Source organism: Bifidobacterium bohemicum DSM 22767 (assembly GCF_000741525.1).
In the GTDB taxonomy this organism is placed as follows: domain Bacteria; phylum Actinomycetota; class Actinomycetes; order Actinomycetales; family Bifidobacteriaceae; genus Bifidobacterium; species Bifidobacterium bohemicum.
This window is the reverse complement of record NZ_JGYP01000004.1, coordinates 206,411-232,227: the sequence shown is the minus strand read 5'-3', so window position 1 is coordinate 232,227 and position 25,817 is coordinate 206,411. Positions and strand designations below refer to the sequence as shown.

General features: G+C 57.5%; 21 protein-coding genes and 2 tRNA genes. 19 read left to right on the top strand and 4 right to left on the bottom strand.

Annotated features, from left to right (window positions below; genetic code table 11):
- Positions 1-137: 137 nt before the first annotated feature.
- Complete coding sequence (locus BBOH_RS06735) at positions 138-1,220, bottom strand: ABC transporter substrate-binding protein (protein WP_033521584.1); 1,083 nt, start codon at positions 1,218-1,220, stop codon at positions 138-140.
- Between the two features lie 662 nt (positions 1,221-1,882).
- Here BBOH_RS06735 and gltX point away from each other — a divergent pair.
- The 4 genes from gltX (at position 1,883) to BBOH_RS06715 (ending at position 5,490) form a co-directional block, all read left to right on the top strand.
- Positions 1,883-3,409, top strand: coding sequence for a glutamate--tRNA ligase (gene gltX, locus BBOH_RS06730; RefSeq protein WP_033521585.1), 1,527 nt, complete (start codon positions 1,883-1,885; stop codon positions 3,407-3,409).
- A gap of 447 nt (positions 3,410-3,856) precedes the next feature.
- Positions 3,857-3,929: transfer RNA gene (locus tag BBOH_RS06725), tRNA-Glu, on the top strand.
- Positions 3,930-3,971: 42 nt separating this feature from the next.
- Positions 3,972-4,043, top strand: a tRNA-Gln gene (locus BBOH_RS06720).
- A 103-nt stretch (positions 4,044-4,146) separates the two neighbouring features.
- Positions 4,147-5,490: a metallophosphoesterase gene (locus BBOH_RS06715; protein ID WP_033521586.1), complete on the top strand. Its 1,344-nt coding sequence runs from the start codon at positions 4,147-4,149 to the stop codon at positions 5,488-5,490.
- Positions 5,491-5,665: 175 nt separating this feature from the next.
- Here BBOH_RS06715 and BBOH_RS06710 read toward each other — a convergent pair whose 3' ends face one another.
- A complete protein-coding gene (locus BBOH_RS06710; protein ID WP_033521587.1) occupies positions 5,666-6,682 on the bottom strand; it encodes a ribose-phosphate diphosphokinase in 1,017 nt (338 codons plus the stop codon).
- Positions 6,683-7,050: 368 nt separating this feature from the next.
- On the opposite strand from BBOH_RS06710, the gene BBOH_RS06705 reads away from it, so the two are divergent.
- From BBOH_RS06705 to rplI, 5 genes are all read left to right on the top strand, one after another.
- Positions 7,051-7,992 carry a 3-hydroxyacyl-CoA dehydrogenase family protein gene (locus BBOH_RS06705; RefSeq protein ID WP_033521589.1) on the top strand — a complete coding sequence of 314 codons (942 nt, stop codon included), beginning with the start codon at positions 7,051-7,053 and terminating at the stop codon, positions 7,990-7,992.
- Between the two features lie 194 nt (positions 7,993-8,186).
- Positions 8,187-8,483 (top strand): 30S ribosomal protein S6, encoded by a 297-nt coding sequence (gene rpsF / locus BBOH_RS06700; protein WP_033521590.1) that lies wholly within the window; start codon positions 8,187-8,189, stop codon positions 8,481-8,483.
- 86 nt (positions 8,484-8,569) lie between these two features.
- Positions 8,570-9,193, top strand: a complete 624-nt coding sequence (locus BBOH_RS06695) for a single-stranded DNA-binding protein (RefSeq protein WP_033521591.1) — start codon at positions 8,570-8,572, stop codon at positions 9,191-9,193.
- A gap of 57 nt (positions 9,194-9,250) precedes the next feature.
- Positions 9,251-9,499: a 30S ribosomal protein S18 gene (gene rpsR, locus BBOH_RS06690; RefSeq protein WP_033521592.1), complete on the top strand. Its 249-nt coding sequence runs from the start codon at positions 9,251-9,253 to the stop codon at positions 9,497-9,499.
- Positions 9,500-9,516: 17 nt separating this feature from the next.
- Positions 9,517-9,963 (top strand): 50S ribosomal protein L9, encoded by a 447-nt coding sequence (rplI, locus tag BBOH_RS06685; protein ID WP_033521593.1) that lies wholly within the window; start codon positions 9,517-9,519, stop codon positions 9,961-9,963.
- 260 nt (positions 9,964-10,223) lie between these two features.
- On the opposite strand, the gene BBOH_RS06680 is transcribed toward rplI, so the two are convergent.
- On the bottom strand, positions 10,224-10,967 hold the full coding sequence (locus tag BBOH_RS06680) for a glucose 1-dehydrogenase (protein WP_033521594.1): 744 nt from the start codon (positions 10,965-10,967) through the stop codon (positions 10,224-10,226).
- Positions 10,968-11,255: 288 nt separating this feature from the next.
- On the opposite strand from BBOH_RS06680, the gene BBOH_RS06675 reads away from it, so the two are divergent.
- From BBOH_RS06675 to BBOH_RS08895, 8 genes are all read left to right on the top strand, one after another.
- Positions 11,256-12,707 (top strand): MFS transporter, encoded by a 1,452-nt coding sequence (locus tag BBOH_RS06675; RefSeq protein ID WP_044098255.1) that lies wholly within the window; start codon positions 11,256-11,258, stop codon positions 12,705-12,707.
- 328 nt (positions 12,708-13,035) lie between these two features.
- Entirely contained in the window at positions 13,036-14,529 is a 1,494-nt protein-coding gene (locus BBOH_RS06670; protein ID WP_033521595.1) for a BglG family transcription antiterminator, read from the top strand.
- The gene (locus BBOH_RS06665) at positions 14,526-14,966 is read left to right on the top strand and encodes a PTS sugar transporter subunit IIA (RefSeq protein ID WP_081930396.1); all 441 of its coding nucleotides are present in this window, start codon (positions 14,526-14,528) and stop codon (positions 14,964-14,966) included. The genes BBOH_RS06670 and BBOH_RS06665 overlap by 4 nt, the downstream gene beginning before the upstream one ends.
- A complete protein-coding gene (locus tag BBOH_RS06660) occupies positions 14,966-15,430 on the top strand; it encodes a PTS sugar transporter subunit IIA (RefSeq protein ID WP_033521597.1) in 465 nt (154 codons plus the stop codon). Before BBOH_RS06665 ends, BBOH_RS06660 begins: the two co-directional genes overlap by 1 nt.
- 85 nt (positions 15,431-15,515) lie before the next feature.
- On the top strand, positions 15,516-15,827 hold the full coding sequence (locus BBOH_RS06655) for a PTS fructose transporter subunit IIB (RefSeq protein ID WP_033521599.1): 312 nt from the start codon (positions 15,516-15,518) through the stop codon (positions 15,825-15,827).
- Between the two features lie 39 nt (positions 15,828-15,866).
- Positions 15,867-16,994, top strand: a complete 1,128-nt coding sequence (locus BBOH_RS06650) for a PTS fructose transporter subunit IIC (protein WP_033521600.1) — start codon at positions 15,867-15,869, stop codon at positions 16,992-16,994.
- A 19-nt stretch (positions 16,995-17,013) separates the two neighbouring features.
- On the top strand, positions 17,014-17,733 hold the full coding sequence (gene alsE / locus BBOH_RS06645) for a D-allulose 6-phosphate 3-epimerase (RefSeq protein ID WP_044098254.1): 720 nt from the start codon (positions 17,014-17,016) through the stop codon (positions 17,731-17,733).
- A gap of 342 nt (positions 17,734-18,075) precedes the next feature.
- The gene (locus BBOH_RS08895; protein ID WP_156097532.1) at positions 18,076-18,213 is read left to right on the top strand and encodes a hypothetical protein; all 138 of its coding nucleotides are present in this window, start codon (positions 18,076-18,078) and stop codon (positions 18,211-18,213) included.
- A 91-nt stretch (positions 18,214-18,304) separates the two neighbouring features.
- Here the strand turns inward: BBOH_RS08895 and BBOH_RS06640 are convergent, their stop codons facing one another.
- Entirely contained in the window at positions 18,305-19,984 is a 1,680-nt protein-coding gene (locus BBOH_RS06640; protein WP_044098253.1) for a DUF7927 domain-containing protein, read from the bottom strand.
- 622 nt (positions 19,985-20,606) lie between these two features.
- Between BBOH_RS06640 and spxB the strand changes: the two genes are divergently transcribed.
- Both spxB and BBOH_RS06630 read left to right on the top strand, forming a co-directional pair.
- Entirely contained in the window at positions 20,607-22,424 is a 1,818-nt protein-coding gene (spxB, locus tag BBOH_RS06635) for a pyruvate oxidase (protein WP_044098252.1), read from the top strand.
- Between the two features lie 743 nt (positions 22,425-23,167).
- Positions 23,168-25,801: a DUF7927 domain-containing protein gene (locus BBOH_RS06630; protein ID WP_143242371.1), complete on the top strand. Its 2,634-nt coding sequence runs from the start codon at positions 23,168-23,170 to the stop codon at positions 25,799-25,801.
- Positions 25,802-25,817: the final 16 nt, after the last annotated feature.

Below are 25,817 nucleotides of genomic sequence, written 5' to 3'. Positions count from 1 at the left end.
TGCCGGTATTCGATTCCGTAGGCGCTTTTCTTGATTACGTTCAGTGCAGCCGAAAAGAAACCGCTGAATCTCAGCGTTTTCCAAATTGAAGTCTGACCCGATCCTTCGAAATGTGCCTACGGAACGGAAATCTGCGGTTATTTCACGTAGTCGTTAGTTGAAAGCTCGTCGGCTTGTGGAGCCTTTGGCAGCCTCTTCTTGTGCGAATCGACGTACGTGCCGGCCTCATACTGGAAATCGAGATATCTCTGACCGTCCGTCGTGTTGATTGTGGCGGTGATGCCTTGACCGGATTTACCGTTCATGGAATCGTCGTTCATGCCGGCGCCGCTCCAGTAGCCTTCATTGACGATCTTCTCCATGGAGGCGCGGGTGATCCTGGTGTCCAGATGTGCCGTTTTCGCTTCCGCGACTAGAAGGTCAGCGGCCTTGTCGGGGTTGGACAGAGCGTAATCGTAGCCCTTGCGCGCGGCTTTGACGAACTTCCTGAGGCTTTCGGCGTTCTTCGGATCCCTCACCCATGAGTCCTTGACGATGAATCCGAGTTGATCCGGATTGCCGGGCACTCCCCACTTGTCGGCGGCGAAGCAGTTGAGTGCCGGCCCGTTGAGCTCGGAGACCACTTCCTCCCAATTCGCGTAGAAGCCTGCGAAATCGCCTTTGCCGCTCGTGAGGGTGCGGAAGGTGTTGGTGCCGGCAGTCGCGGTTTTGAAATCACCGGATCCGCCGGCGTATTTGATCATCTGCCGCACCGAGGCGCTCTGTTCGGCCGATCCAAAGGTCACGAAGGTCTTGTCCGCGAAATCCTTCGGTGTTTGGATATCGGTGCGGCTCTTAAGACTGCACCAGCGGGCAATCGGCTTCTGCGTCAGGTCGAAGACCTGTTTCAGGTGCGCCCCTTGCGCGTCGGCGTTGGCCACGTCGGTGAGTTTGGAGAAGCCGATGTTGGACACCCCGTTCTCCACGCTGGTCTCGGCACCGGCCTGGGCTGTGGGCAGAATGGCTACCTTGATGCCTGCGTCCTTGAAATAGCCGAGTTTCTGCGCCACATAGAGCCCGATGTGATTGGTGTTCGGTGTCCAGTCGAGCATGAAGGTCAGCGTCGGCTTGCCGTTGTCGCCGTTGGTGCCCGTTGAGTTCCGGTTCGCTGAGCCTGTGCAGCCGGATAGCGTCATTGCGCCAGCCGCAAGGAGTGCGACCCCCGTCAGTAGCGAACGCATGGCATGCCCTATCGTCCTACGTTTTGTGGCCGGTTGGTGATTGGCCCTATGGCGGGAATCGGTCACAGATGGCAGGAATGCGTCAGTTCTGGCAGAAAACGTACGTTTTGAGAGCGTAGAACGTACGTTTTCTGCCATGAATGACCCGTTTCTGTCATAATCGGCATGTTGCGATAGTCCGACGAGGTTCTTTCGCACCGTCTGTGCCAGTCGTTGGACGGGCTTGTATCCCAGTCGCCGGTATGTCGTCTGATGTTTTCCGCTCACCATAAAATCACCTTGCCTTCATCAAGACCTTCGACGAGGTGGGCGGAAAGGTGAGGAGTCCGCGCGACGTCAAGGCCTGTGCGTGCCCTCGGTGCCTTCCGTCGTATAAGGTGAATCCTTGTACGGGAATACGGGAACCGTGCACGTCTCTAGTAGTCATCGGCGCAGCTGCTGCCACCAACCACGCGAACGTTATCGATTATAAGGTGAGGGACTCACAAGTCAGGCCCTCCTCGATCCGGAACGCTTCGATGCGTGGCATGGGTTTGAAAGTTCGAAGTGGCGGGTTTGCGGCGGGTTCTCGAATCGATGGCTGTCGAAATCGCCTGATTTTGTCATGTTCACCCGAGAAGGCTTCGTGCGTCCACGTCGGGTTGACGGGGCACAATGGTGCTATGACTGAAAATGCTAACGACAACGCCACAATCGAGCTGCCGCGCGACGTACGCGTGCGCTTCTGCCCCTCGCCTACCGGCACCCCGCACGTCGGCATGGTGCGCACGGCCCTGTTCAACTGGGCCGAGGCGCGACACACCCATGGCACGTTCGTGTTTCGCATCGAGGATACGGACAACGAGCGTGACTCCGAGGAAAGCTACAATCAGATTCTCGACGCCCTGAAATGGCTGAATATCAACTGGGATGAGGGTGTGGAGGTCGGTGGCCCCGACGGGCCGTACCGCCAGTCCGAGCGTGGTGACATCTATCGTGACGTGGCGGCGAAGCTGCTTGACGCCGGTTATGCCTACGAATCCTTCTCGACTTCCGAGGAAATCGAGGCACGCAATGTCGCCGCCGGCCGGCCCGCCGCGTTCGGCTACGACGGTTACGACCGCGACCTGACCGAAGAACAGAAGGACGTTTTCCGCGCGGAGGGTCGCAAACCTGCGTTGCGTCTGCGTATGCCCGATGAGGACATCGCTTTCGACGATTTGATCCGTGGCCGCATCGAGTTCAAAGCCGGCTCGGTGCCGGATTATGTCATCGTGCGCCCCAACGGCGACCCGCTCTACACGCTCACCAACCCCGTGGATGACGCGATGATGCGCATCAACGTTGTGCTGCGCGGTGAGGACCTGCTCAGCTCCACGCCCCGTCAGGTGGTTCTTTACCGCTACCTGATTGAATTGGGCATCGCCAAGCAGATGCCGCTGTTCGGACATATGCCGTACGTGATGGGCAAAGGCAAGAAGAAGCTTTCCAAGCGAGACCCTGAGTCGAACCTGTTCCTGCACCGCGACAACGGTTTCATTCCCGAGGGTCTGCTCAACTATCTCGCCCTGCTTGGCTGGTCGATTGCGCCGGACCGCGACGTGTTCAGCATGGACGAAATGGTCGAGAAATTCGACATTCGCGACGTGAAGGCCAACCCGGCCCATTTCGACATCGACAAGGCCGTTGCCATCAACGCCGAGCACATTCGCATGCTCGAGCCCCAGGACTTCCTCAATCGTTCAGTGCCGTACCTGCACCGTGATGGCTTGGTTTCGGCGGATTCCTGGGATACGCTCACCGACCATGAGCGCGAGGTGCTCACCGCCGCCGCGCCGTTGGTTCAGCCGCGCGTGCGCCTGCTCGGTGAGGTTTCGGGCATGGTCGGCAGTTTGCTTAGCGACGACGAATACCTTGAACCGGAGGATGACGCGCGTAAGACGCTGAAGGAATCGGCCGGCGAGGTGCTCGACAAGGCCGTGGCGGCACTCGAGGGTGTTGCCGATGCGGATTGGAAGACCCAGACGCTTCACGATACGCTCGACAAGGCGCTGGTGGACGAGGGTGGTTACAAGCCGCGCGTGGCCTACGGTCCGGTGCGTGTGGCCATGTCTGGCCGCCGCGTTTCGCCGCCGCTGTTCGAGTCTATGGAAATCGTGGGCAAACCGTTGACCGTCGCCCGTCTGAAGGGTTTGCGCGAGCATCTGTAAGGGTTTTGGCGCGTCTGCTTGTCGGGCTTTTGGAGCGTTGGGCCGTTGTGCCGTATGCTTGTCGGATTGCCGGGCGGTCTGCTTGCGCCGGACTGTCTACTGGTCGATTCGTCCTGCCTACTCTACGAGTCCGTTCCTTCACCGTTCCCTGTGTGTCGGTGATGGAACGGACTCTTGCATTTCGTGGGATTCCGTTTTGTCGCAGTGGGTCTGTGCCTCTGCAACGGAACCGACTTTGCGTGGGCCGAGAGGCCGTCGTGCGCAGTAAGTGGATGCGACTGCGAGTGAACGGAACCTTGCGGTCGGTTAGGTTGCGCTCGTTCGCTTGCATCCACTTACTGCAAATAAACGTACGGTTTTGGTGAGTTCAACACGCCGGGTTGCGTTTGGGGAGATCCTCATCTAGAATATTAGTTCGTTGCCTTGGATAGGGCAATGAATAGGTACGCCTCCATCGTCTAGCGGTCTAGGACTACGCCCTCTCACGGCGCCAACACCGGTTCAAATCCGGTTGGAGGTACGAAGTGCTATACCGGGTAACCGGTTACAGCACCGAGTCAATTGGGGTATGGTGTAATTGGCAACACGGCTGATTCTGGTTCAGTTGTTCTTGGTTCGAGTCCAGGTACCCCAGCAAAGGAAGAGACCTCGCAATCATATGGTTGCGGGGTCTCTTGGTTTTGATTACCCACCGTATAGTGGAGTACTGTGTAGGTGATACTTGGGTGGTGGAAATGATGACTGAACATTTTGCGGCTGTGAAGGATTCCGCGAAGGATCCTCTGTCTCGCCCTCGCATCCAGCCGGCGCATTCCGGTGATGGACGCCCCATCTCGGTTTCCGCGCGCCTGGGTCGTTTGCAATTCCATGATTCAGGTAAGTTCCGGGTTCTGGTGATGGCCGATATTCAGGATGCGCCGGACGTCAACAAAGACACGCTCCGTTTGATCGAGGCCTCGTTGGACGCGACGCGTCCGGATCTGGTCATTTTTACGGGCAATCAGATCGCCGGCTACGACAAGGCATATGCCGCCACGTTCCGCAAACGTACGTGGACAGCGCAGAAATGGCCCGTCGGTGCGGCTGCCGTCAACCGTCTTGAGTCAAACAAGGCGCACACGGTCGAACTGGTACGCACTGCGATTGGGCGTTTCGTCGGTCCGTTGGTGAAACGTGGCATTCCGTGGGCCGTCACGTATGGCAATCACGATTTCCAATGCGGGTTGACGAATGCCGAACTCGATGCCATCTACCGTGAGTTCCCGGGCTGTCTGAATGCCGAACCCGCCGCGGTTCGTTCCGATGCCCCGCGCATGCAGCCGGGTAGCGGATTGCCCGATCAGCCGATTTACCCTTGTGAGCCCGGCACGTTTGCGCTTCCCGTCTCCGATGCGGATCACACGCGCACCGTTCTTGGCTTGGTGCTGCTCAATTCGGGGGATTATGGCCGGCTCGGCGGCTACGGAGTGCCCAGCCAGACGGCACTTGACTTTCTGGCGCAGGCTCCGACGCTGGTGGGAGCCAAATCGATGGTGTTCCAGCATATTCCGGTGCCGCAGTTCTACCGTCTGTTGAAGGAGGTGCCTGCCACTGCCGCGCACGCCGTGGAAGGATACCGCACGTTCGCCGGACACAATTACGTGATTGATGCGACCAGGACGCTGCCCGGAAGTTTTTTGGGTGAGGGCGTCAGTTGCCCGGATTTGGACAGCGGGGAGTTCGCGATTCTGCAGGCATCAGGCGATTATTTCGCATTGCTGGCCGCACATGACCACCGGAACCGTTTTGTCGGTGATGTCGATGGGGTGACGCTCATGGCTACTCCCACCTGTGGTTTCGCCTCATATGGTCCGGTGCCGGAGCAGCGTGCCTCGCGCTTGGTCGAGTTCGACATTCGTCACCCGTACGAGCCGCGCACGCAGCTTTTGGAGTTCGGTGAATTGGTGGGTAAGCCCAGTTCCGGCAAGGCATATACGTTCGCGCTCAACGACGCCCCGGACGCGGCGAACGAAGGCACGAATCTTCTGCGGCGTCCTAATCTCATCGCTCAGATCTTGCGTAGGATGCACCTGAAGAAGTGAGCCGAGTTTAGGCAAGAGGTTGTCGGACGACGTCGGCGCCAGGTTCGGCTTGCCAATGCAATGGGTCGATACTGTCCTCAAGTCCTTCGACTGTCTTGCCACCGTGTGCCGCGATGCGTCGTGTGGGCGAACCGTTGCGTGCCGTCAGTTCGCATGACGCATCAGCAGACAGGCCTCAGCGCGCGTAGAGGTTGCGTGGGTGCATGTCTGCGGGCAGACCGTTCATCAACGTGGAGACGGAACCGGATTCGAACACGGAGCGGATGCCGGCGGCCAGCAGCGGGGCCACGGAAAGTACGGTCATGTTGGGCAGACGCTTTTCGGCGGGCACCGGCACCGTATCCATCAGCACGATTTCGCGTGCGCCGCAATCCTTGAGCCGTTCGACGGCCGGGTCGGAAAGAATGCCGTGGGTGGCGGCAAGCGTAACGGACTTCGCGCCCGCATCGCGCAGGGTGCGCACGGCCTCGCAGATGGTGCCGGCGGTGTCGATCATGTCGTCGACCACCAGGCAGTCGTGTCCGGCGACCTCGCCGATGATGCCGTGGGCCACCGCGTGGTTGGGGCGCGTGACGTCGCGCGTCTTGTGGATGAAGGCCAGCGGCAGCCCGCCGAGTTTCGCGGCCCACTGCTCGGAGACCTTGATACGCCCCGCATCCGGTGAGACGACGGTCGCGTTTTCAAGCGGCATGGAGCCGCGCACGTAGTCAAGCAGCACGGGGGTCGCGGTCAAGTGGTCCACCGGTCCGTCGAAGAAGCCCTGTTCCTGCGAGGCGTGCAGGTCAACGGTCATGATGCGGTCAGCGCCGGCGGAGCGGAAAAGGTCGAACATGAGCCGTGCGGTGATCGGTTCGCGCCCCAGGCCCTTCTTGTCCTGACGGGAATAGCCGAGGAACGGCGCCACGACGGTGATGGAGCGGGCCGAGGCGCGCTTGAGCGCGTCAACCATCAGCAGTTGTTCCATGATCCATTTGTTGATGGGCTGGGTGTGCGCCTGCAGAACGAAGACGTCCGCACCTCGCACCGGCTGGGTGTAGCGCACGTACATCTCACCGTTGGCGAAGTCGTAGGCGGTGGTTTCAAGCGGTTCGATGCCTAGACATTCTGCAGTGGCCTCGGCCTGTTCCGGGTATGCTCGACCCGTCACCAGAACCATGCGTTTTTTGGGAGTGCCTTCGAGAATCGCCGTCATGTCTCGCCTTTCGTGTGCGCCGGCCGTCATCGCAAGCCCGATACCACCATAAACCGAATGTCGGCCTTAGCGTTATAGGGGCAAACCACCTTCTAATATACAAGCCGTGGTGGGCAGACTCGCGAAGAACGGGGTGATTGTGTGAAGAGTCGCGATTTGTGCGCTTTCACCCTTTTGGCCTGCGGCATGCGGGTTGCGAACGTCGTTGGCGCTGCCAATGCGACCGCTGTGCGCATGCCACCGGCGCATCGGCAATGGACCGACTTCCTTTCCCGTTGGAATCCACCCACGCGCGGAACACCGACCAGTGCTGAAGGTCTATCCTTGGGGGAGGATGTTCCCTGAACGTTTCCATAAGGAGTGGATGTATGAAGATGCAGGATATCAAGAAAATCGGCAACCTCGGCGCCGGAACGATGGGTCATGCCACCGCGCTGCAATTCGCGATGAACGGCTACGAGGTGGTCGTGGTGGATAATGCGCAGGCCGCGCTCGATCGCGGGCGCAGGCTTGTCGAGCATGATTTGGATACATTCATCAATGCAGGGATCGTCCGACGAGAGGACAGAGACGCCGTGCTTGGGCGCATCGTCATGTCAACCGAGTACGAGGCGCTCGCGGGCGTCGATTTCATCATCGAATCGATACTCGAGGATCTGCAGGTCAAGCACGACGTGTGGAGGACCGTCGAGGGTATTGTCTCGGATGAGGCCATCCTCGCCACCAATACCTCCGGGCTCAGCCCCTCGGCCATCGCGTCAGGTCTGCGGCGCCCCGGTCGCTTCGTGGTCGCCCATTTCTGGAACCCCGCCCAGTTGATGCCGCTGGTGGAGGTGGTGCCGGGCGAGCACACCGATCAGGAGACCGTGGATGTCACCGTCGAGCTGATGAACCATGTCGGCAAGCACGCCGTCCCGCTCAAGACCGAATCGCTCGGGTTCGTCGGCAACCGAATCCAGATGGCGGTCATCCGTGAGTGCCTGAACATCGTCGACCGCGGCATCGCCACTCCGGAGGCCGTTGACGACATCGTCAAATACAGCCTGGGCCGTCGCTGGGCGGTGCTTGGCCCTATCGCCAGCGCCGATCTGGGCGGTCTCGACGTGTTCGATGCGCTGACCAAGTACCTGTATGAGGACCTATCCGGCGAAACCGGGGAGGATCCGGTACTCAAGGCCAAGGTGGAGGCTGGAGATCTGGGAGCCAAGACCGGCAAGGGCTTCTATGGCTGGCAGGGCGAGCAGGCTGCGAAGACCGTGCAATCCCGGGACGACCAGCTGCTCGAAGCCCTGACTCACGATGCGGAGTAAAACCCGCACGGATGCGTACGCGAGTCTTAAGGTCGCATGTTATCTCAGTATCTTAGTTGGAGCAGCCCTCTGTCTTAACTGCCCAGTAAAATAGAAAAGCTACGTATGGCGCGGTTTTGCGTTTGCACGTGGCATGCATACACACTCCTGTCGCGGAAAGCCCGCGGCCGACTGTAGTCCAGAGGAGGTGGGTGATGTCTGCACACAAATATGAACTGATGTTCATCGCCGATCCGGAGTTTGACGAACGAGCCCTGAAGAAGCTGACCGATGAATACATGGAAACCGTCACCAAGGCGGGCGGTACCGTTGAGGATCCTGATTTCTGGGGTCGCCGTAAGCTCGCTTACGAGATCGACGGAAAGACCGAAGGCAACTATGTCGTGGTCAACTACAGCTGCGAGCCGGCCGTGAGCGATGAGCTCGACCGTGTTCTCAACCTGAACGATTCCGTCGTCCGCACGAAGATTCTTCGCAAGGATGCCAAGTAATTCGGCCTTAGCCGGTTTACCGTTTGAAAATGATTATTCGTTTCTGTGTCGTTAGAAGGCACGTCAGGTTTTGAAGGAGGTACGTTATGGCAGGTGAGACAGTTATCACGATCGTCGGTAATCTGACTGCGGATCCTGAGCTGCGAACCATTGGTAGCGGGGCTTCCGTGGCAAGCTTCACGATTGCGTCCACACCCCGTACGTTCAACCGCAATTCGAACCAGTTCGAGGACGGCAATGCGCTGTTCATGCGTTGCACGGCTTGGAGGGATATGGCCAATCATTGCGCCTCAAGTCTTTCCAAAGGCATGCGTGTGATTGCGCAGGGGCGCTTGCAACAGCGCTCATACACCGCCAACGACGGCACCAACCGCACGGTCGTGGAGATGCAGGTCGACGAGATCGGCCCATCGCTGCGCTACGCGACCGCACAAGTGGAACGTCAGTCCTCCAGCAATGGATTCCAGGGCGGTTCGCGCGGCGGCAACGGCGGATACAACAACGGAGGCAATGGGGGGTATCAGGGCGGAGCCGGTTATTCCGGCGGTGCTGGTTACCAAGGTGGCGCCTCGGTTGGCGCCGCTGCTCAACAACAGGCCCCTGCAGCCGACCCGTGGAGCTCACAGGCATCGGGTTCGGCAGATCAGGGCTTTTCCTCGTTCGGCGCGAGTTCCGATTTCGGGGGAGACTCCGACGAGCCCGAGTTCTGAAGTCCGGCAGTAAACGAATAACGAAGAATACATACGTAAATAAAAGGAGACATGATTATGTCACGCAAAAGGCCGAAACCACCGGTCAAACCGTTCAAAAAGAAGCCGAACCCGCTGAAGGCGGCGAAGGTTACCGAGATCGATTACAAGGACGTCGCGTTGCTGCGCAAGTTCGTTTCCGATCGCGGCAAGATTCGCTCGCGTCGCATCACCGGCGTAACCATTCAGGAGCAGCGCGAGATTTCCCGCGCAGTCAAGAACGCCCGTGAAATGGCGCTCCTGCCGTACGCTACCACCGGTCGCTGAGTCAAGGAGAAACGAACATGGCTGAAACCAAGGTTATTCTCACCAAGACCGTCGCCGAGCTCGGACATTCCGGTGACGTCGTCACCGTCAAGGCCGGCTACGCCCGCAATTACCTGATTCCGCAGGGTCTTGCTTTCAAGTGGAGCAAGGGTGCCGCCGATCAGATCGAGTCGATGAAGCGCGCTCGCCTGGCCAAGTCCGTCGCCACGCGCGAGGACGCTGTGGCCGCCAAGGCCGCAATCGACGGCTCCGTCGTCGAAATCGCCGCGAAGGTATCCGAGTCCGGCAAGCTCTTCGGCGGTATCTCCGCCGTTGACATCGCCTCCGCACTTGAGCCCAAGGCCGCGGTCGACCCCAAGTCGATCAAGGTCGAGACCATCAAGTCCACCGGCGAATTCCCGGCCACCGTGGCTCTGCATCCTGAAATCTCCGCATCCTTCACCGTGAAGGTCATCTCGGAGTGATTTCAGTACCCTCGGTACTGTAGATACCGTAGCTTAAGCAAGGAAAAGTCCCGCTCGCGCGAAGTGATGTGCGAGCGGGACTTTTTCGTACCGGACTCTTGCTTGCTACTGCTTAGGTTCCGTTTCATTACTGGATGGAGCCCTGTCCGTTGGGAACAGGCGTAGGTGACTCGTGTGTTGCCAAATGGTTCAAAGACTTGACCCCCACCGCGTTCAGCGATGAGGGTCAAGTCACTTAAATTCGAGGAGATGCAAATGCATCACTGGGCGGTGTAACCGCCGTCTGCCACAAACTCGGAACCAGTGGAGAACTTGGACTCGTCGCTTGCGAGGAATACGGCCAGGTTTGCGATGTCATCGGCTTCACCAAGGTGACCCATTGGGGTCTTCGACTCCTCAAGCTTGACCAGATCCGGGTGCGTATCGACCATCGGTGTGTGGATGTATCCGGGGTGGATGGTGTTGACACGGATGTTCATCTTGTGTTCTGCGCAGTACAGCGCCGCGGACTTGGTCATCAGGCGGACGCCGCCCTTGGTGAAGTTATAGGCAAGATTGATGGATTCGCCCACAAGTCCTTCGATGGAGGACATATTGATGATGGAGCCGCCGCCAAAGTTCTTCATGTTTTGCACGCCGTACTTCGTGCCGAGCATCACGCCGGTGCCGTTGATGGCGATGGTCTTGTTCCAGATGTCGAGCGGCACCGTCTCGATGTTGGTGCCGATGGCGATGCCTGCGTTGTTGACGACGACGTTCACTTTGCCGAACTTCGCAATGGTGGCCTCGTAAGCCTTGATCCACTCGTCCTCGTTGGACACGTCAAGGTGGATATATAGGGCATTTTCACCGATTTCCTGTGCGGCCTTCTCTCCATTTTCGTCGTTGATGTCGCCAAGCACGACCTTTGCGCCCTCAGTGACGAACTTCTTGGCGATGGCCAAGCCGATGCCAGAGGAAGCACCTGTAATAAGGGCGACTTTGCCGTCGAGACGATTTGCCATGATGTATCTCCTTTGTACCTGTCATAGTCAAGTGTAAACACTATTTTAGGTGACGGTCATCGTTGCTGTTCGCCGTCGCACCTGAGTCCTTATTATAAGGTGTCCGCCGCGAGGACGCGCGGTGCGGCATGTATTGAGCATTGTGCGGTAATCCCTAAACCAGCGTAGGCGATTTAAGCTAGCGAAAAGTAGGAGGCAGAATATATAATACGAAACATGTCCAGAGGGGTCGGGGCATTGCATTGCTCGTATTATCCCGTACATTACAGATGATATCGAGGCATGATTATGCGAGCCAAAAAAGATTGTTCGACCTCCATTCCGGGGCGCGTCAGCGTCAGAACCAACCTGTCCATAGCGGCGGCAGCGGTGCTCTCGTTCACCGGAATTCTTACTGAGACCTCGCTCAACGTCACGTTTCCCACCATGGTCGAGGAGTTCGGCAAGCCGCTTTCCACCATTCAACTGCTCACCAGCGGATATCTGCTGATGGTGACTTTGGTGATGAGCACCTCCGCTTTTCTGCTCAAGCACTTCGACACACGACCGTTGTTCCGGTGTGCGATTGTCGCAAGCCTGGTGGGCACGGTTATGTGCGCGTTGCCCGTGGAGAGTTATTGGCTGCTGCTTGCTGGCAGGCTTTTGCAGGCTGCGGCCACGGGCATCTCCACCCCGCTTATGCTCCACGTCATTCTTTCGCTGGTGCCGGTGAGCGAACGCGGTATGTACGTGGGGATGGCCAACATGGTCACCTCCTTCGCTCCAGCGCTGGGGCCGACTTATGGCGGGCTAGTCAACAACTATTTCTCGTGGCGGTTCATCTTCGTGATGGTCGTGCCGTTGTTGCTGGTCGCGTGGGTGCTGGGAGAGACCAACCTGCGGTTGAGCGCAATTGGGTTCAATCAATCGTTCGACGCCTTGGGACTGGTCCTGCTGAGTCTCGCGTTGGTCAGCCTTGCGCAGATTTTCGACCAAGCCAGCGCCGCCGGCGGGTTCTCGCCGCGCGTGGCTGTGGCGATGGCGGCAACCGTGACGTCATTCGGGCTGTTCATCTGGCGAAGTCTCGCCGCCCGTTCGCCCTTGCTCGATCTTCGCATGCTCAAATCACCGATCGTCGCGTTGCGTGGCGCGAACTACTTCATCCTTCAGTTCATTAATATCGGCAGTTCGTTCCTGCTGCCCGTTTTCGCGGAAACGTTCCTCGGCATCAACTCGCTGGCTGCAGGGCTTATGCTGCTGCCTGGTTCGTTGCTCGGTGCGGCCATCGCCCCCGTGGTTGGCAGGGTGTACGACCGTCGCGGCCCCACCTTGGTGCTCACGGTCTCCAGCATCTCGCTGCTGATCGGCGCATCGGCCCTGTGCCTGACGGCGCATGACGCATCGCTGCTGTTGCTGACTCTGTTGTATATGTTCCTGCGGTTCGGTTTTAATTTCGGTTACGGCAACACCATGTCTGACGCCAGCAAGTTCGTGCCGGCCAGCCGCCGAACCGACTTCAACTCACTGTTTAATGTATTGCAGCAGTACGCCGGATCGTTGGGCACCACCGTGCTTTCCGCGTCGCTGTCGTTGAGTGCGGCCCGGCTGCCGCAAGACCACAAACTCGCCGCCGTCGAAGGGGCGACCGGCGCCTTCGGTCTGCTCATCGTACTTGCATTGGTGGCATTAGTGATTACCGTGGTGTCGATGAAAGCCCGTCGAACGGCAAACGCACCTGAACTTCAGCCCATCGAGGTGTGAGTTCATGGTTTAGACCGGTCTGGAGCTAGAGTTTCGCTGATTTCGGAGAAAGTGCCGGGCGCTCGCAATGTGGCGGGCGCTTTTTTTGTACGGGCCGATCGCCCGCTTTGGCTGGTTTTGCGGGCCGTCGTGTGTACATTATGTGACGCGAATTATGCTTAGCGCGGGTTTCCTGCTCTAACAGAGAAACCGTGTTGTGCCTTCGTTTGAGCGTTCATATATTGGGCATTTCTATGTATGTCCGTTGGCTAAGGACGTGTCCGTGTGCCTTGTGCCGGGGTTTCCCTTCCGGTTTTCCGTAATATGCCAAAATTGAGGAGGCATCGAAATGGTGATTGAATATAAAAGATCGTTGATCGACTATCTTTTGAATCGTCGCGATTTTGTCTCCGGTGCCGAATTGTCGGACATGCTAGGAGTCTCCACTAAAACCGTCGCCCGTTTGGTCAAACAGATCAACGCGCAGCAGGATGATTGCACCATTATTGAGTCGCAGCGTGGCCGTGGCTATCGTCTTGACTATCAGAACTATTTCAATCAGATGGATCGGGGTGACGAACGCCCCAGTGACGCCAGCCAACTGACTTCGGTCGAGCGCCGCGACGAGGTGATGAAACGCCTGCTGATGACCTCTCCTCAGCAGTATCGCATGGATGAGCTGTGGGGCCGTTTTTGCATCAGTGATTCCGCGATCTCCTCAGACCTGACCGCATTACGGCGCATGCTGGCCGAATTCCATCTCACCCTTGAACGTGTGGGCGACTGTGTGTGGATTGAAGGCGGTGAAACTGATATCCGTAACGCAATTACGGATCTGTTGGTGACCGATGACGTGGCGTCCATCGGCCGGTTTATGCAGACGGATCAACGCATTCAGCGCCGTGATGCGGCCTTCATCCAGCATGAGATGAGTCTGGTTGAGGATCTGATGCATTCGGAGATACCGTACCCGTACAGCATCAATCTGTTCACGCATTTGTATATTCTTATCGAGCGCTATCGTGAGGTGGGGTCCCTGATTGACGACGGCTTCCGGCCGCAGGAGTCGGACGAGTCGACGCGGCATCCTGAAATCGCGCGTGTATGCGAAAAGGTGATCGACGATCTGAATCTTTACCTTGATGCGAAGCTGCCGGAAAGCGAGACGTATTACCTTCATCAGTATCTTGCTTCTTCAAGGATCGATGGAGGCGGCGTCACTCCGGATGAAATCCCGCAGCAGGTGCGTTCTGTGACGCAGTACCTCATCGACGAGGTCAGGCGCGATCCGTATTATCAGGGCATCGATGCCCGCGAGCTGTTCTCCGGGCTCGCCAAACACATGAAGCCGTTGCTCAATCGGCTTGAGAACGGCATCAAGGTTCGCAACAATCTGCTTGAACAGATCAAGCTTGAGTATCCACGTCTTTTTGATGTGGTCAGGCAGGCCGTAACCGGATTGTCCGAGCATTTCGGCCTCGCTCCCATCGACGACGAGGAGACCGGGTTCATCACTGTTTATTTCGCGCAGGCCGTCGAGATGAGGCCCAGGCCGTTCAACGTGCTGTTGGTGTGCACCACGGGCCTTGGCACTGCGCAGCTGCTCCGGGCGAAGATCCAGCGGCGGTTCTCCGAGCTTCATATCGTGGCGACCGTGGCCTCGCGCGATTTGAAACCTGAACTCAAAGCGCATCCTGAAACGGATCTGGTGGTTTCCACAGTCGGTCTGACTGAGCATTTCAAGGTGCCCACTCTCATCGTGAGTGCCATGCTCACGATTGAGGATCAGGAACGGCTGGAACGCAAAGTGGATCAGATACGCAAGGGAGATGCATTGCAATGAGATGCTTTGTGGAATGGGAGCCCGGCTCTGGCATTGACATCGTGGACAAGGCCGGACTGCTCATGTGGGTCGCGTCTTATGCCGATCGTAGGGGTGTGACCGCTGATGGTAGGCGCCTGGCAAGGGTGCTTGAGGACCGCGAGAATGCCGGGGATACGCGGCTGGCCATCGGTCTGGCCAATCCTCACGCGCAGGACCGGGTCGTGAACTCGGCGACGTTGCTCTTTGTCAAGTTATTGCGTCCTTTGGCCGATTGGAGGCCCGGCGATTGCATCGACCGGTTCCTCTTCACTTTGTTGCCCGAACGTGTGGCCTTCAATGAGGCGGCCCGCATCAAGGCATTCTACCGCTTGATCGCCAATGAAACCGCGATGAATGTTTTGCGGGTTGGCGATCAGGAAGAAATACAGTCCATACTACCGACCGAAAGGGAATGATGGAGGATTCAGAAGCAGTCAAGGCGGCGCTTGATCGTGGCACGATTGTCACCGATCTTAACGCGAAAACGAAGGACGAGGTGTTCGAGGCTCTCGCCGGACGTCTGAAGGAGCAGGGGTATATCGAGTCGGTCGATTCGTTCCTTGATGCGTTGCATGACCGTGAGAAGGAAGGAGCCACCGGCATCGGCGGTCACGTCGCCATTCCTCACGGCCGTAGCGACACCGTCAGGAAGAACGGCATCGCCATCGCTGTTTTGCATGATGAAATCGCTTGGGAATCACTCGATGATACCGGGGCCAAGGTCGTGGTGCTCTTCGCCGTCGGCGCCACCGATGAAGGTTCGCAGGAGCATCTCAAGCTCCTGTCGCTTCTCGCAAGGCGTTTGGCGAAGGCCGATGTGGTTTCGGACCTGCTTGAGGCCAGCGACGTTGACGATGTGATTGCGGCGCTTACCAAATAAACCCTCAATAAACCAATCCGGAGTACAACACACAACAATTTTGACGCGGGCACCAATCCGTCCGCGTCATAACAAAGGAGAAAATATGAAGATAGTGGGAGTAACCGCATGCACGATCGGCATCGCGCACACCTACCTCGCCCAGCAGAAGCTGGAAGACGCCGCCAAAGCGGCCGGCGATGACATCAAGATCGAGACCCAGGGCACGATCGGCGTGGAAAATGCGCTGACGCAGCAGGAGATCGACGACGCTGATATCGCCATTCTCGCAGTAGACGTCAAGATTCAGGGCGAAGAGCGCTTCGCCAACCATAAGGTGGTCAAGGTCTCAACCGAGACGGCCATCAAGTCTCCCAACAAGCTCATCGCGAAAATGCATGAGATCGCTGGAAAGTGATCCAAGTCAACCACTCGATTAGAGACGAGCAAGTCAATCATGAAGGATTTTTGGAAAAAAGCCAATTTTAAGGGGCATCTGCTCACCGCGATCTCGTACATGATCCCGATCGTGTGCGGCGCCGGCTTCATCATCGCCATCGGCATGGCCTTCGGCGGCAAGAGCCAGGATGCGCTGGTCATGGGGAAGTTCGACTTCTTCCAGGCCATGGCGACCCTCGGCGGCAAGGCTTTGGGCCTGCTGCCAGTAATCATCTCGACCGGCATTGCGTTCTCGATCGCCGGTAAGCCCGGCATCGCACCCGGCTTCGTCACGGGTTTGGCGGCCGTGTCCATCAGCGCCGGCTTCATCGGCGGCATCATCGGCGGTTACATCGCCGGCTGGCTGGCGTTCGCCGTCCTGAAGTATGTGAAGGTGCCCAGCTGGGCGAAGGGCCTGATGCCGACACTGATCGTGCCGTTCATCGCTTCGCTGCTGAGCGGCCTGCTGATGGTCTACGTAATCGGCACTCCGGTCGCGTGGTTCACCGACTGGCTCACCCGCGTGCTTACTGGCCTTAACGGGGCTTCCAACCTGCTGCTGGGCGCGGTCATCGGCGTGCTGTCCATCGTGGACTTCGGCGGTCCGATCAACAAGACCGTCTTCGCCTTTGCGCTGACCTTGCAGGCACAGGGCATCAACGGCCCGGTCACCGCTTTGCAGCTGACCAACACCGCCACCCCGATCGGTTTCGGCCTAGCGTACCTCATCGCCAAGCTGCTGCGCAAGAACATCTACACGCAGGATGAAGTCGAGACCTTGAAGTCCGCCGTGCCGATGGGCGTGGTGAACATCGTTGAGGGCTCCATTCCGATTGTGATGAACGACATCGTGCGTGGCATCGTCGCCGCCGGCCTCGGTGGCATGTGCGAGGGCGCGGTGCTGATGACCATGACCAACGGCCAGGGCGCCACGGTGCCCTTCGGCGGCGTCCTGATGCTGCCGACCATGGGTCACAACTGGTGGGTCGGTCTGCTGGCCATCGCCGTGAACGTGCTGGTCACAGGCATCGTCTACGCGCTGATCAAGAAGAACCTCACCGCTGAAGAGGTCGCCGGTGTTTCCACCGCCTCCGCCAGCCAGGAAGAGGAAGAACTCGATCTGGATGACATCCAGATCAGTGAGTGAAAGAAGGATTGAACCGATAATGGTTGATACGTTGGATACCACACGCACGATCGCCATGGCGCCGTCGTTGATGACGATGGACCTTGACCAGTTCAAGGAGCAGATCACGTTCCTGAACGACAAGGTCAACATGTATCACATCGACGTCATGGACGGGCACTTCGTGCCGAACATCTCGCTGTCCCCGTGGTTCATCGGTGAGGTCCGCAAGATCTCGAACCTGCCGATGGACGCGCACCTGATGGTCACGGACGCGGAATTCTGGGTCGATCAGCTCATCGACATCAAATGCGAGCGGATCAACATGCCTTCCGAAGTGATCAACGGCAAGGCGTTCAGTCTGATCGGCAAGATTCATGCCGCAGGTCTCAAGGCCGGTGTCGTGCTCAATCCGGAGACTCCGATTTCCACGATCATGCCGTATATCGATCAGCTCGATAACGTCATGATCATGACCATCGACCCCGGTTTCGCGGGCCAGCCGTTCCTCGAGTCCACGCTCGACAAGATCGTGGAGCTGCGTCGCCTGCGCGACGAGCATGGCTACGGTTACGAAATCGAGATGGACGGCTCCACCAACCTCAAGCATTGGAAGATGATTTCCGACGCCGCCCCCGACACCTATGTGATCGGGCGTTCCGGCCTGTTCGGGCTCACCGACAATATCGAGGACTCCTGGAACCAGATGGTCGGCGAGTACGAGCAGTCCACTGGCTACCGGTTCAACACCGGTCGCTGAGCCGCTCTTCGAAAGTCCCGGTCGGTTCGACCGGCATCATGCCTCCGGGCGGCTTACTCGGCCATCCGAAGACAAACTTCTAACTGCTATACCCCGTGCCTCCTGCGAGACGTTCTGACCTGCTTGGTGGTCATTCCGTCTCCGTAGGTCGCGCCGTGGCGTGAAGTCCGGGTCCAACTCACGTATTATGTGGGTTGGACCCGGTTTCTGTATGCCCTGCAAGTCCTGACGGCTCCGAGGCACTGTGTGGCTCTTTCGCATAAAACCTGACTATTTTCTTTGCGACGTTGCCCTTTGTGGTGTCGGAGACATTCACGCCTCCCGCTTTCCGGGTCTTTCGTCGTGGTCTTCCCCTGGGAAGTGTTCGTCGCCCTGGGACTGCCGAGCGTCGTGGCCGGTATGCTCGCCGCGTTCCTCTCGGCGAAGCTGAGCCTGAACAGGCCTGCCATCGTCACCATTCAGGCGGTCATCGGCGAATAGGGGGCTAAAGGTTTGTATATTATCTGGCCAAAATATAAAAGAGGTGTGAAACCAACTGACGGTTTCACACCTCGTGAGTGATTACTCCGGTTTACTTATTACGCCTCGATGAGCGTTCAAACCAGATGAAACTGGCTGCCAACATGCACGCGAGTGTTATAACAGCGATGGGAACGATGTTCGAACCCGTCATTCCTAACTTGGGTGTTTCGGGCGCGACAGGTTGGGGTGGCGTGTGGTGTTCGGTCTGGCCGGCGGGCGGGGTGATGGGTGGCACGTCTCCGGGGGGCGTGGCCTGGCTGGTGGCGTGGTTCTTGAACGTGACGTTCCATGCGGCCTTGTCTCCGTCGTGGATTCTGACCTTGTAGGTTATGGTCACGTTCTTGTCCTGGTCGAGCGAGCCCTTCCAGGAGAGCCTGCCGTCGGCAACGGCGGGGGCGTCGCCCGTGCTGCTGGCCGGTTGGCCGACGAGGTCGGCGTGCTTGAGCACGTCGGTCAGGTCGTCGTCGATCACGACGTCGGGCAGGTCGGTCTGGCCGGTGTTCCTGCCCTCGAGCGTGTAGGTGATCGTCTGGCCGGGCATGACCCGCGAGCCGGTAACCGGGTCGGAGGTCTTCGAGAACTCATAGCCGGGCGTTTTCACGTCAAGATCGACTTTGGCCGTGGCCTGTGGGTAGAGTGACAGCTGATCAATCGCGAAATCATTTCCCCAGCCGCCAGCCTTGTAGTTGCGTGCGCTGATGGTCAGGTGGTCGCTGTCGCCTGTATTGACCACCGAGGAAATCGGCGTCCACTTGGTTGCGCTATTGAGCGCACTCGGTTGCTTGGGTGATTCCTGCGATGTGCCAATGAACTTTCCGTTGACGACGAATCCGAGCTGGACTGGTGCCACGGTTTTGTTTGAATAAGGGTAATCGCTGAGATTCGCCACGTACCCGTTCATCGTATAGTTCGTATGCTGTTTTAGGCCGTAGACAGTGGTGGTGATGATGTCGTGAGGAATCGGCAAATCCAATGAGCCGTTGACTACCAATATTTTTCCGGATGCTGAAGATTCGGCGTCGCTGACTGTGCGTGTATTGGCGGAGTCCTCGTTATCCGGGCTGCTTCCCTTCCAGTTTTGGGTGATTTCAGCACTCGTTGGATTGTTCATGGGATGGCTGATGCTTCGTAAATCCGCCCAGTAATTGTTATAGGGGTGACGTGTGGTTCCATCGCTCATCCGCAAGTCTGGACCATTCATGTCTCCTGTCGGCCAAATGGAATAATCTCCATCTAATGGGCCATATTGTGTTGGAATGTGGTCGGTGTAGGCGGTTTGCGGATCATGGTATTTATACGGAGTCGATCCAGCCGGCAGCTGTGGATGAGACTGACCGATATAGTCGAATGTTCCCTTATCGAAATCCGTGATCAGGTTCGGGGAATTGGAATTGCGCGAAATCTGTATTGTATTTATCGGACCGCTGAAGTCGGCGGGTGGAACAATCCGGATTTGATGTGAAGATTTTCTTATTGAATAGATGATCGGATCCGGTGAGACCGGCGTTTGTTTGTCGTTCCCGATATATACCGACCAATTCTGAGGTATGCCGGACAATAAGTATTCATTGAAATCAGCATTGCTGGTGTTTGAATCGTCGATTGTTAATGTGACGCCATTGGGTGATCCTTTGACAACGGTGTCCGGAGAGGCGGTGACAACAAGACCGTCGTCGCCTTTATTCGTTAGCGCAGTCGCGGGGGGGGGGTTATTAGGGCTGCCCCACATAGCGCAAGCACTACGGTGAGCATAATCGATCTCAGAAGGATCCCGAAATGACTCGGGAGCCCTTCTCGGATCGCAGGTGGATGTATGGACATGTCGAAATTCCTTTCGTTGAATTCAAACCGCACGCATTATGGTACATTATGTATGGCGATTTTGAAAATCATATTGCGTTTATCGTGTGTGAGATATATCACTTTACGTTTTGATCGTTGGTGGATGATCCTGCCTAGTTCATGCGCTAAAAGGGTTTGCTCTTGTTCCTGAATCGGAAAGTTCCGACGCATTTTATGGAGCCGATCAATAAGCGTGTTCATGGCAATGCCCGCCCGTGATTGGCGGACCCGGGAGAACCGTATCGTCCGAGGGTGGGCGGGCACAGGCATGCCGCGCCTTGATGACGCAATCAGGCATTTGCGACAACCCGTGTCGCATTCCTGAAGCGTCCATTATGAATGCAAGGCGTGCATGAAACGCAAGGCGTTTGCCAGTATGACGTCCATGACCCATACTTGATGTAACACTGATAAGGCAGTGAAGTCCGACTCCTCATGGCGCGCTTGCACATTGAATGCATGGCAAACCGATGGCAATGAAGCAGATAACGAAGTAAAAAGGAAAAACAATGAACGACGATACGACACATACCGACACCATCAACGCCTCCGACGCCATGATCAAGGTCTTGGAGGCTTGGGGTGTCAAACACATCTTCGGGCTGCCGGGCGGCTCGTTCGACTCGACCATGAATGCTCTGCACAACCGCCGCGACACCATGAAATACATTCAGGTGCGCCATGAGGAGACCGGCGCACTCGCGGCTTCCGGTGAGGCCAAATTGACCGGGAAGATAGGCATTTGCTTCGGCTCGGCCGGTCCGGGGGCGGTGCATCTGCTCAATGGTTTGTACGACGCCAAGCATGACCATGCGCCGGTGCTTGCGCTGGTGGCCCAGGTGCCCAGCATGATGATGAACACCGACTTCTTCCAGGAGATTGCCGAAGAGCCGATCTTCGCGGACGTCGCGGTCTATAATCGCACCGTCATGACCGCGCAGCAGCTGCCGATGGTGGTCGATCAGGCGATTCGGCAGGCCTACGAACACAAGGGCGTTGCGGTTGTTACGATTCCCAAGGATTTCGGTTGGGCGCAGATTCCCGATACGTTCCACCCGACCGTGGACGATTTCGTCGCGACCAGTCGATATCCGTCGCCGGACCGCGACCTTGCCGCCAAGGCGGTCGACATGCTGACCGCCGCCGAGCGCCCTTTGATTTACTTCGGCACCGGCGCGAAGGACGCGGCCGCCGAACTCAAGGCGCTTTCGGACCGTCTCAAGGTGCCGATGATGTCTTCGGCGTTGGGCAAGGGCGTGCTTGCCGACGACGAGGAGGCCTATATGCTCTCGGCCGGCCGGGTCGCGTCCAAGCCCGGCGTCGACGCGGCAAGGAGCGCGGACACGGTGCTGTTCATCGGCACGAATATGCCGTTTACGGGCTTCTTCATCCGTCCGGACGCCAAGTTCATTCAGGTCAACACCAGCCAGACCGACATCGGCAAGCGCCATCACGTCGACTTGGGAATCGTGGCTGATGCGAAGGCCACGCTCCAGATGATGCTTGACATCGCGCGGCCTATGACGTCCCGGCCGTTCTACGATGTGATGGTGGAGGACAAACGTAACTGGAACGAGTGGCTTGAGGCCAGGAAGGACCTTGATCGTTCGCCGCTGGACGTGGACTCGGTTTTCGCGCAGATTAACCGGATCGCCAAGGATGACGCAGTGTTTTCGGTCGATGTGGGCAATGTGACCATCGATTCCTTCCGTTTGCTCAACATGAAGCCGACGCAAAAGATCGTGACCTCGGCCTGGTACGCCACGATGGGCAACGCGCTGCCGACCTCGATCGCCGCGCAGGAGACGTGGCCGGGGCGGCAGGTCTTCTCCATCAGCGGCGACGGCGGGTTCACTATGGTGATGCACGATGTCCTCACCCAAGTCAAGTACCACGAGCCGGTCATCAATATCGTGCTCAACAACGGGGCGCTGGGCTTCATCGAGGCCGAGCAGGACGACAACCACCAGCCCCATTCAGGTGTGGACCTGATCGGTGCGAACTTCGGAGACGCGGCGCGTGCGTTGGGGGCGGTCGGCTACGAGGTCTCCACGCTTGACGAGCTCAAACGGGCGTTCGACGACGTGGCCGCCGGGCGCAACGGCGACAGGCCGGTCGTAATCGACGTCAGGATCGCCGACGACCGCCCGCTGCCGGTCGAGCAGCTGGTGTTGGAACCCGACGAAGAGCACACACGAGCCGATGTGGACGCCTTCGTGGCCAAATACGAAGCCGAGGGCCTGGTGCCGATCCGTCAGATCCTGGCCGGGCATGGCTTGGTCGATTCCAACGTGGAATGCGCGCGTTCGATGACCGCGGGGCGGTGATCAAGGCCGAGGAATCAGTCCAAGGTGACTGATGCGAGATGATCGAACGAACTGATCGAGCGGGATAATCGACGCGAAAGCGCCGGGCGCCGCCACCCGTGGATATCGGATGGCGGCGTTTTATGCGGTCGTGGATTGTGAAGGCGGCGGTGGTATTGGGCGGCCGGTTTCGTCCGAGATTGTGGGTACTCGGTTGGTTTCAGCTGGATGCAGTTGGTCGGTGGACTGAAACACCATTTGCTGCGCTCTCGATTTTGTCCGTCGACGTTCAGTGGTGAAATCCGGTGTGGCGCCGGGTTCCCCGCCCCGTGCAGACCGCGGACATGGATGCACCCTGCCGTTGCGCCTGCAAGCCCGCATGCGACACTCCGATGCGCACCGGTATGTTGCAACCGTTGAAACCCGCTGTCTGACTGGATTTCGCCATGCAAAAACAGAATTCGAATCACGGAAGGAAAGTTGTACGTATCGCGTTATTGGTGTACCGTGAGACGCAATGCGAAAAGCATTGACAACGTTGACCGTATTTTGTACTGAGGCAGGACCGTGAAATTTCGAATGAGTGAGTCAGGTTCCCGTCTTCCCGTTTATCGGGGGGGGGGTATGAGCTTCTAACTTTTTGCGGTACGTTGGCGGTCGTTGTTGCGATGACCGTCCTGTCCGTTCCTGTTTTTGCTCACGCAAGGATGCGTGACGGAAATGGTGAATACGCTGTTTCAGCAGTGTCTTCGAAGCAGATAAAGTTGTCGCGTCTATCTGCTCGCTCCATCGTCGATAAGGACTTTCCGAAGCTGGGCGAGACGGCGCGATTCGGTGAATCGTCCAATGATCGACAGGGTTACGGTGCTGCCGCATATGACAATAAATTGGCCTATGTCGTCAATCAAGGTATTCCGGGTAAGGTCGGGGACGGAGCGGTTGCGCTGGAAACCTTCAACGGCTCCTACGAGGATAAAGAGACCGATACTGCGAAGTGGACCGGCAACAACGACTATGAAAGCGGCAGACCGTCCGGAACGGTTCTGCTGACGCCTCCCTCTGGATCCAATGCTTCAGGGTTCGGTTATGGCGTGGCCATGAACGAACGGTATGTCGTGGTTTCAGCGAAGTGGTCGCAACAGGTTTTTGTTTATGATTCATCCGGTGCTTATCTGACAACCATCGAAAAGCCGGCTGATGGGGAACGATATGCAGTGGACAATTTTGCGGAGTCCATTGCACTGAACGGGGACAACCTGCTTGTCGGGGCTCCCAATTCGACAGTCGATGACCGTGAAGACGCCGGAATGGCCTTTGCAATCAATGTGTCGGCTTCTTCTGATCCGGCGGTTCCGCTCTTGGCCCCACGGTCGGATCCGTCGATTCGGGAAGGCGCCTTGGTCGGACAAACCGTTGCGCTCGCATCAGGCCATTGGGCACTCGGCGCCCCCGGATATGTCACCGCCGCCGGGGATCGGGGCTATATCACCGGTCTGGTGCAGATGTTTGATGGCGGTTCCTTTACCCGCGACCTTACCGTTGATATGGCAAAAGGCTCGTATCCTCCTGCTGACGATACAAGTGTCGCCGGTTTGGGGCGCTCGCTTGTTTTCAGTTCGGACGGAAAGAAACTCTATGCCGGAAACCCCTCCTGCGATTCCGATTCCGTTTGGAAGCGACAGGTGGGTCGTGTCCTGACCTTTGATGTTAAGACAGGGGCTGAAGAGAGTGAAATTGCCGTAGATGGCGGTACCTATGTCGGCGGTGCGCTCGCTGTAGATGTATCGAATGTAGGCAATGACACACTCTATGTATCCTATCAGTCCGATGATGGGGTAGCCGGTTGTGTTGCCGGCTATGCGGTGACTTCGAAAGGCATACAATACCGGCAGTCCATAAGTCCATTCGAATATACGGATTCACGTTTGGGCGCCCAAGGGCTACTTGGAGGTGCGATAGTCGCCTTTTCCCATACTTCTGAGACGACAGTGGATGGCGTTCTGAAAAAGGCCAGGCATCAACGGGTGCTGGTCACAGGGCTCGACTACATCTATCTTTTTGAGGATCAGTTGCCGCTCGAGCTCAGGAAGGTTGCCGATCCGGTCACCGGGAAACGTGTCTTTCCTGGCCAGACGATTTCATACAGTCTTGAAATAAACAATCTGAATCCTCGGACGAGCCCGGTCTTCACTTCGGTTGTTGACGACCTCTCTGAGGTCTTGGGCTATGCGGATAAATCGCAGATCACCGATCTGAGTTCCACTGGTAGCGGTTTTCCGACATTTGATGCCACAAGCAGGAAATTGAATTGGTCCGGCAGCGTCCCGGGCAGAGGTTCGGTCTCTTTGGGTTACAAGATGACCGTCAAAAAGAGTCAGGACGCCTCCTACTACAATTCGATTGTCAGGAATCACTTTGCTTCTGACTGCTCTGACGACAGGCCTGTGACCGAACATAAACTCGGCAAGATCGACGTTCAGAAGAGCATTGCGGACAAGAAAGATCATGTGTTGCCCTCGGACGCCGTATTGGGGCGTGATCAGGACTACACCTATCGGTTGACCATAGCGAATGCCACGGATACGGATTCACCGGTGGCGACCGTGACGGATGATATGTCCGCAGTCATCGATGACGCCGATTTCAATGCCGACCATGTCGTTGTCGATCCGGCAGTGGCTGGACCCGTTCAGTATGACACGGGTTCCCATAGACTGACGTGGTCCGGGGCGCTGAAATCCGGGGCCAAGGTCAGTATCTTGGTTCCTATTCACACCCATAAGAGCGATAACGCCAGTGGTGACAAAGCCATGAGAAATGGTCTAATCAATGATCGTGGTCCCGATGCGGGCGACGTTGTCAATTCGATCGGTGACGTCGGCCTTGATAAGGTGCCCGAAAATGCGCAAGGGGGCAGAATCGCCCAGGTCGCAAGAGGCAAGAGTGTTCGTTACAAGATCACTTACACCAACAAAACGGGCGTAACCCTCTACAATGCCAGCATCGTTGATGACTTGTCCGATGTGTTGACGAATGGCGAGGGGCCGACCGATCTTAAGGCCGTCTCGTCAGTGGCTGGCCACGTCGTGGCGCAGCCTGAGTCCTCTGGCGGGTATTTGCGATGGAGTGACACGTCGGGCATCAAACCGGCTGAAGTCGTCACCATCACCTATGTGATGAACGTCAAGAACGATGCGGCCAGGAATTCGAATCTGGTCAATTCGGTGACCTCCGCGCAGAGTCCGGATAGACCCGAGGCTTCCGTGAAGGTCTTCATCCCCGTGTTCGATCTGCCGATGTCGGGTGGTCGGTTGATTTTGATGGCATTGCTTCTGATACCCGGCATCGCGCTCATTATCGTGGCGGTTCTGATAAAGCGTTATCGCCAGACTGCATGACTTCCCTTGACTGTTT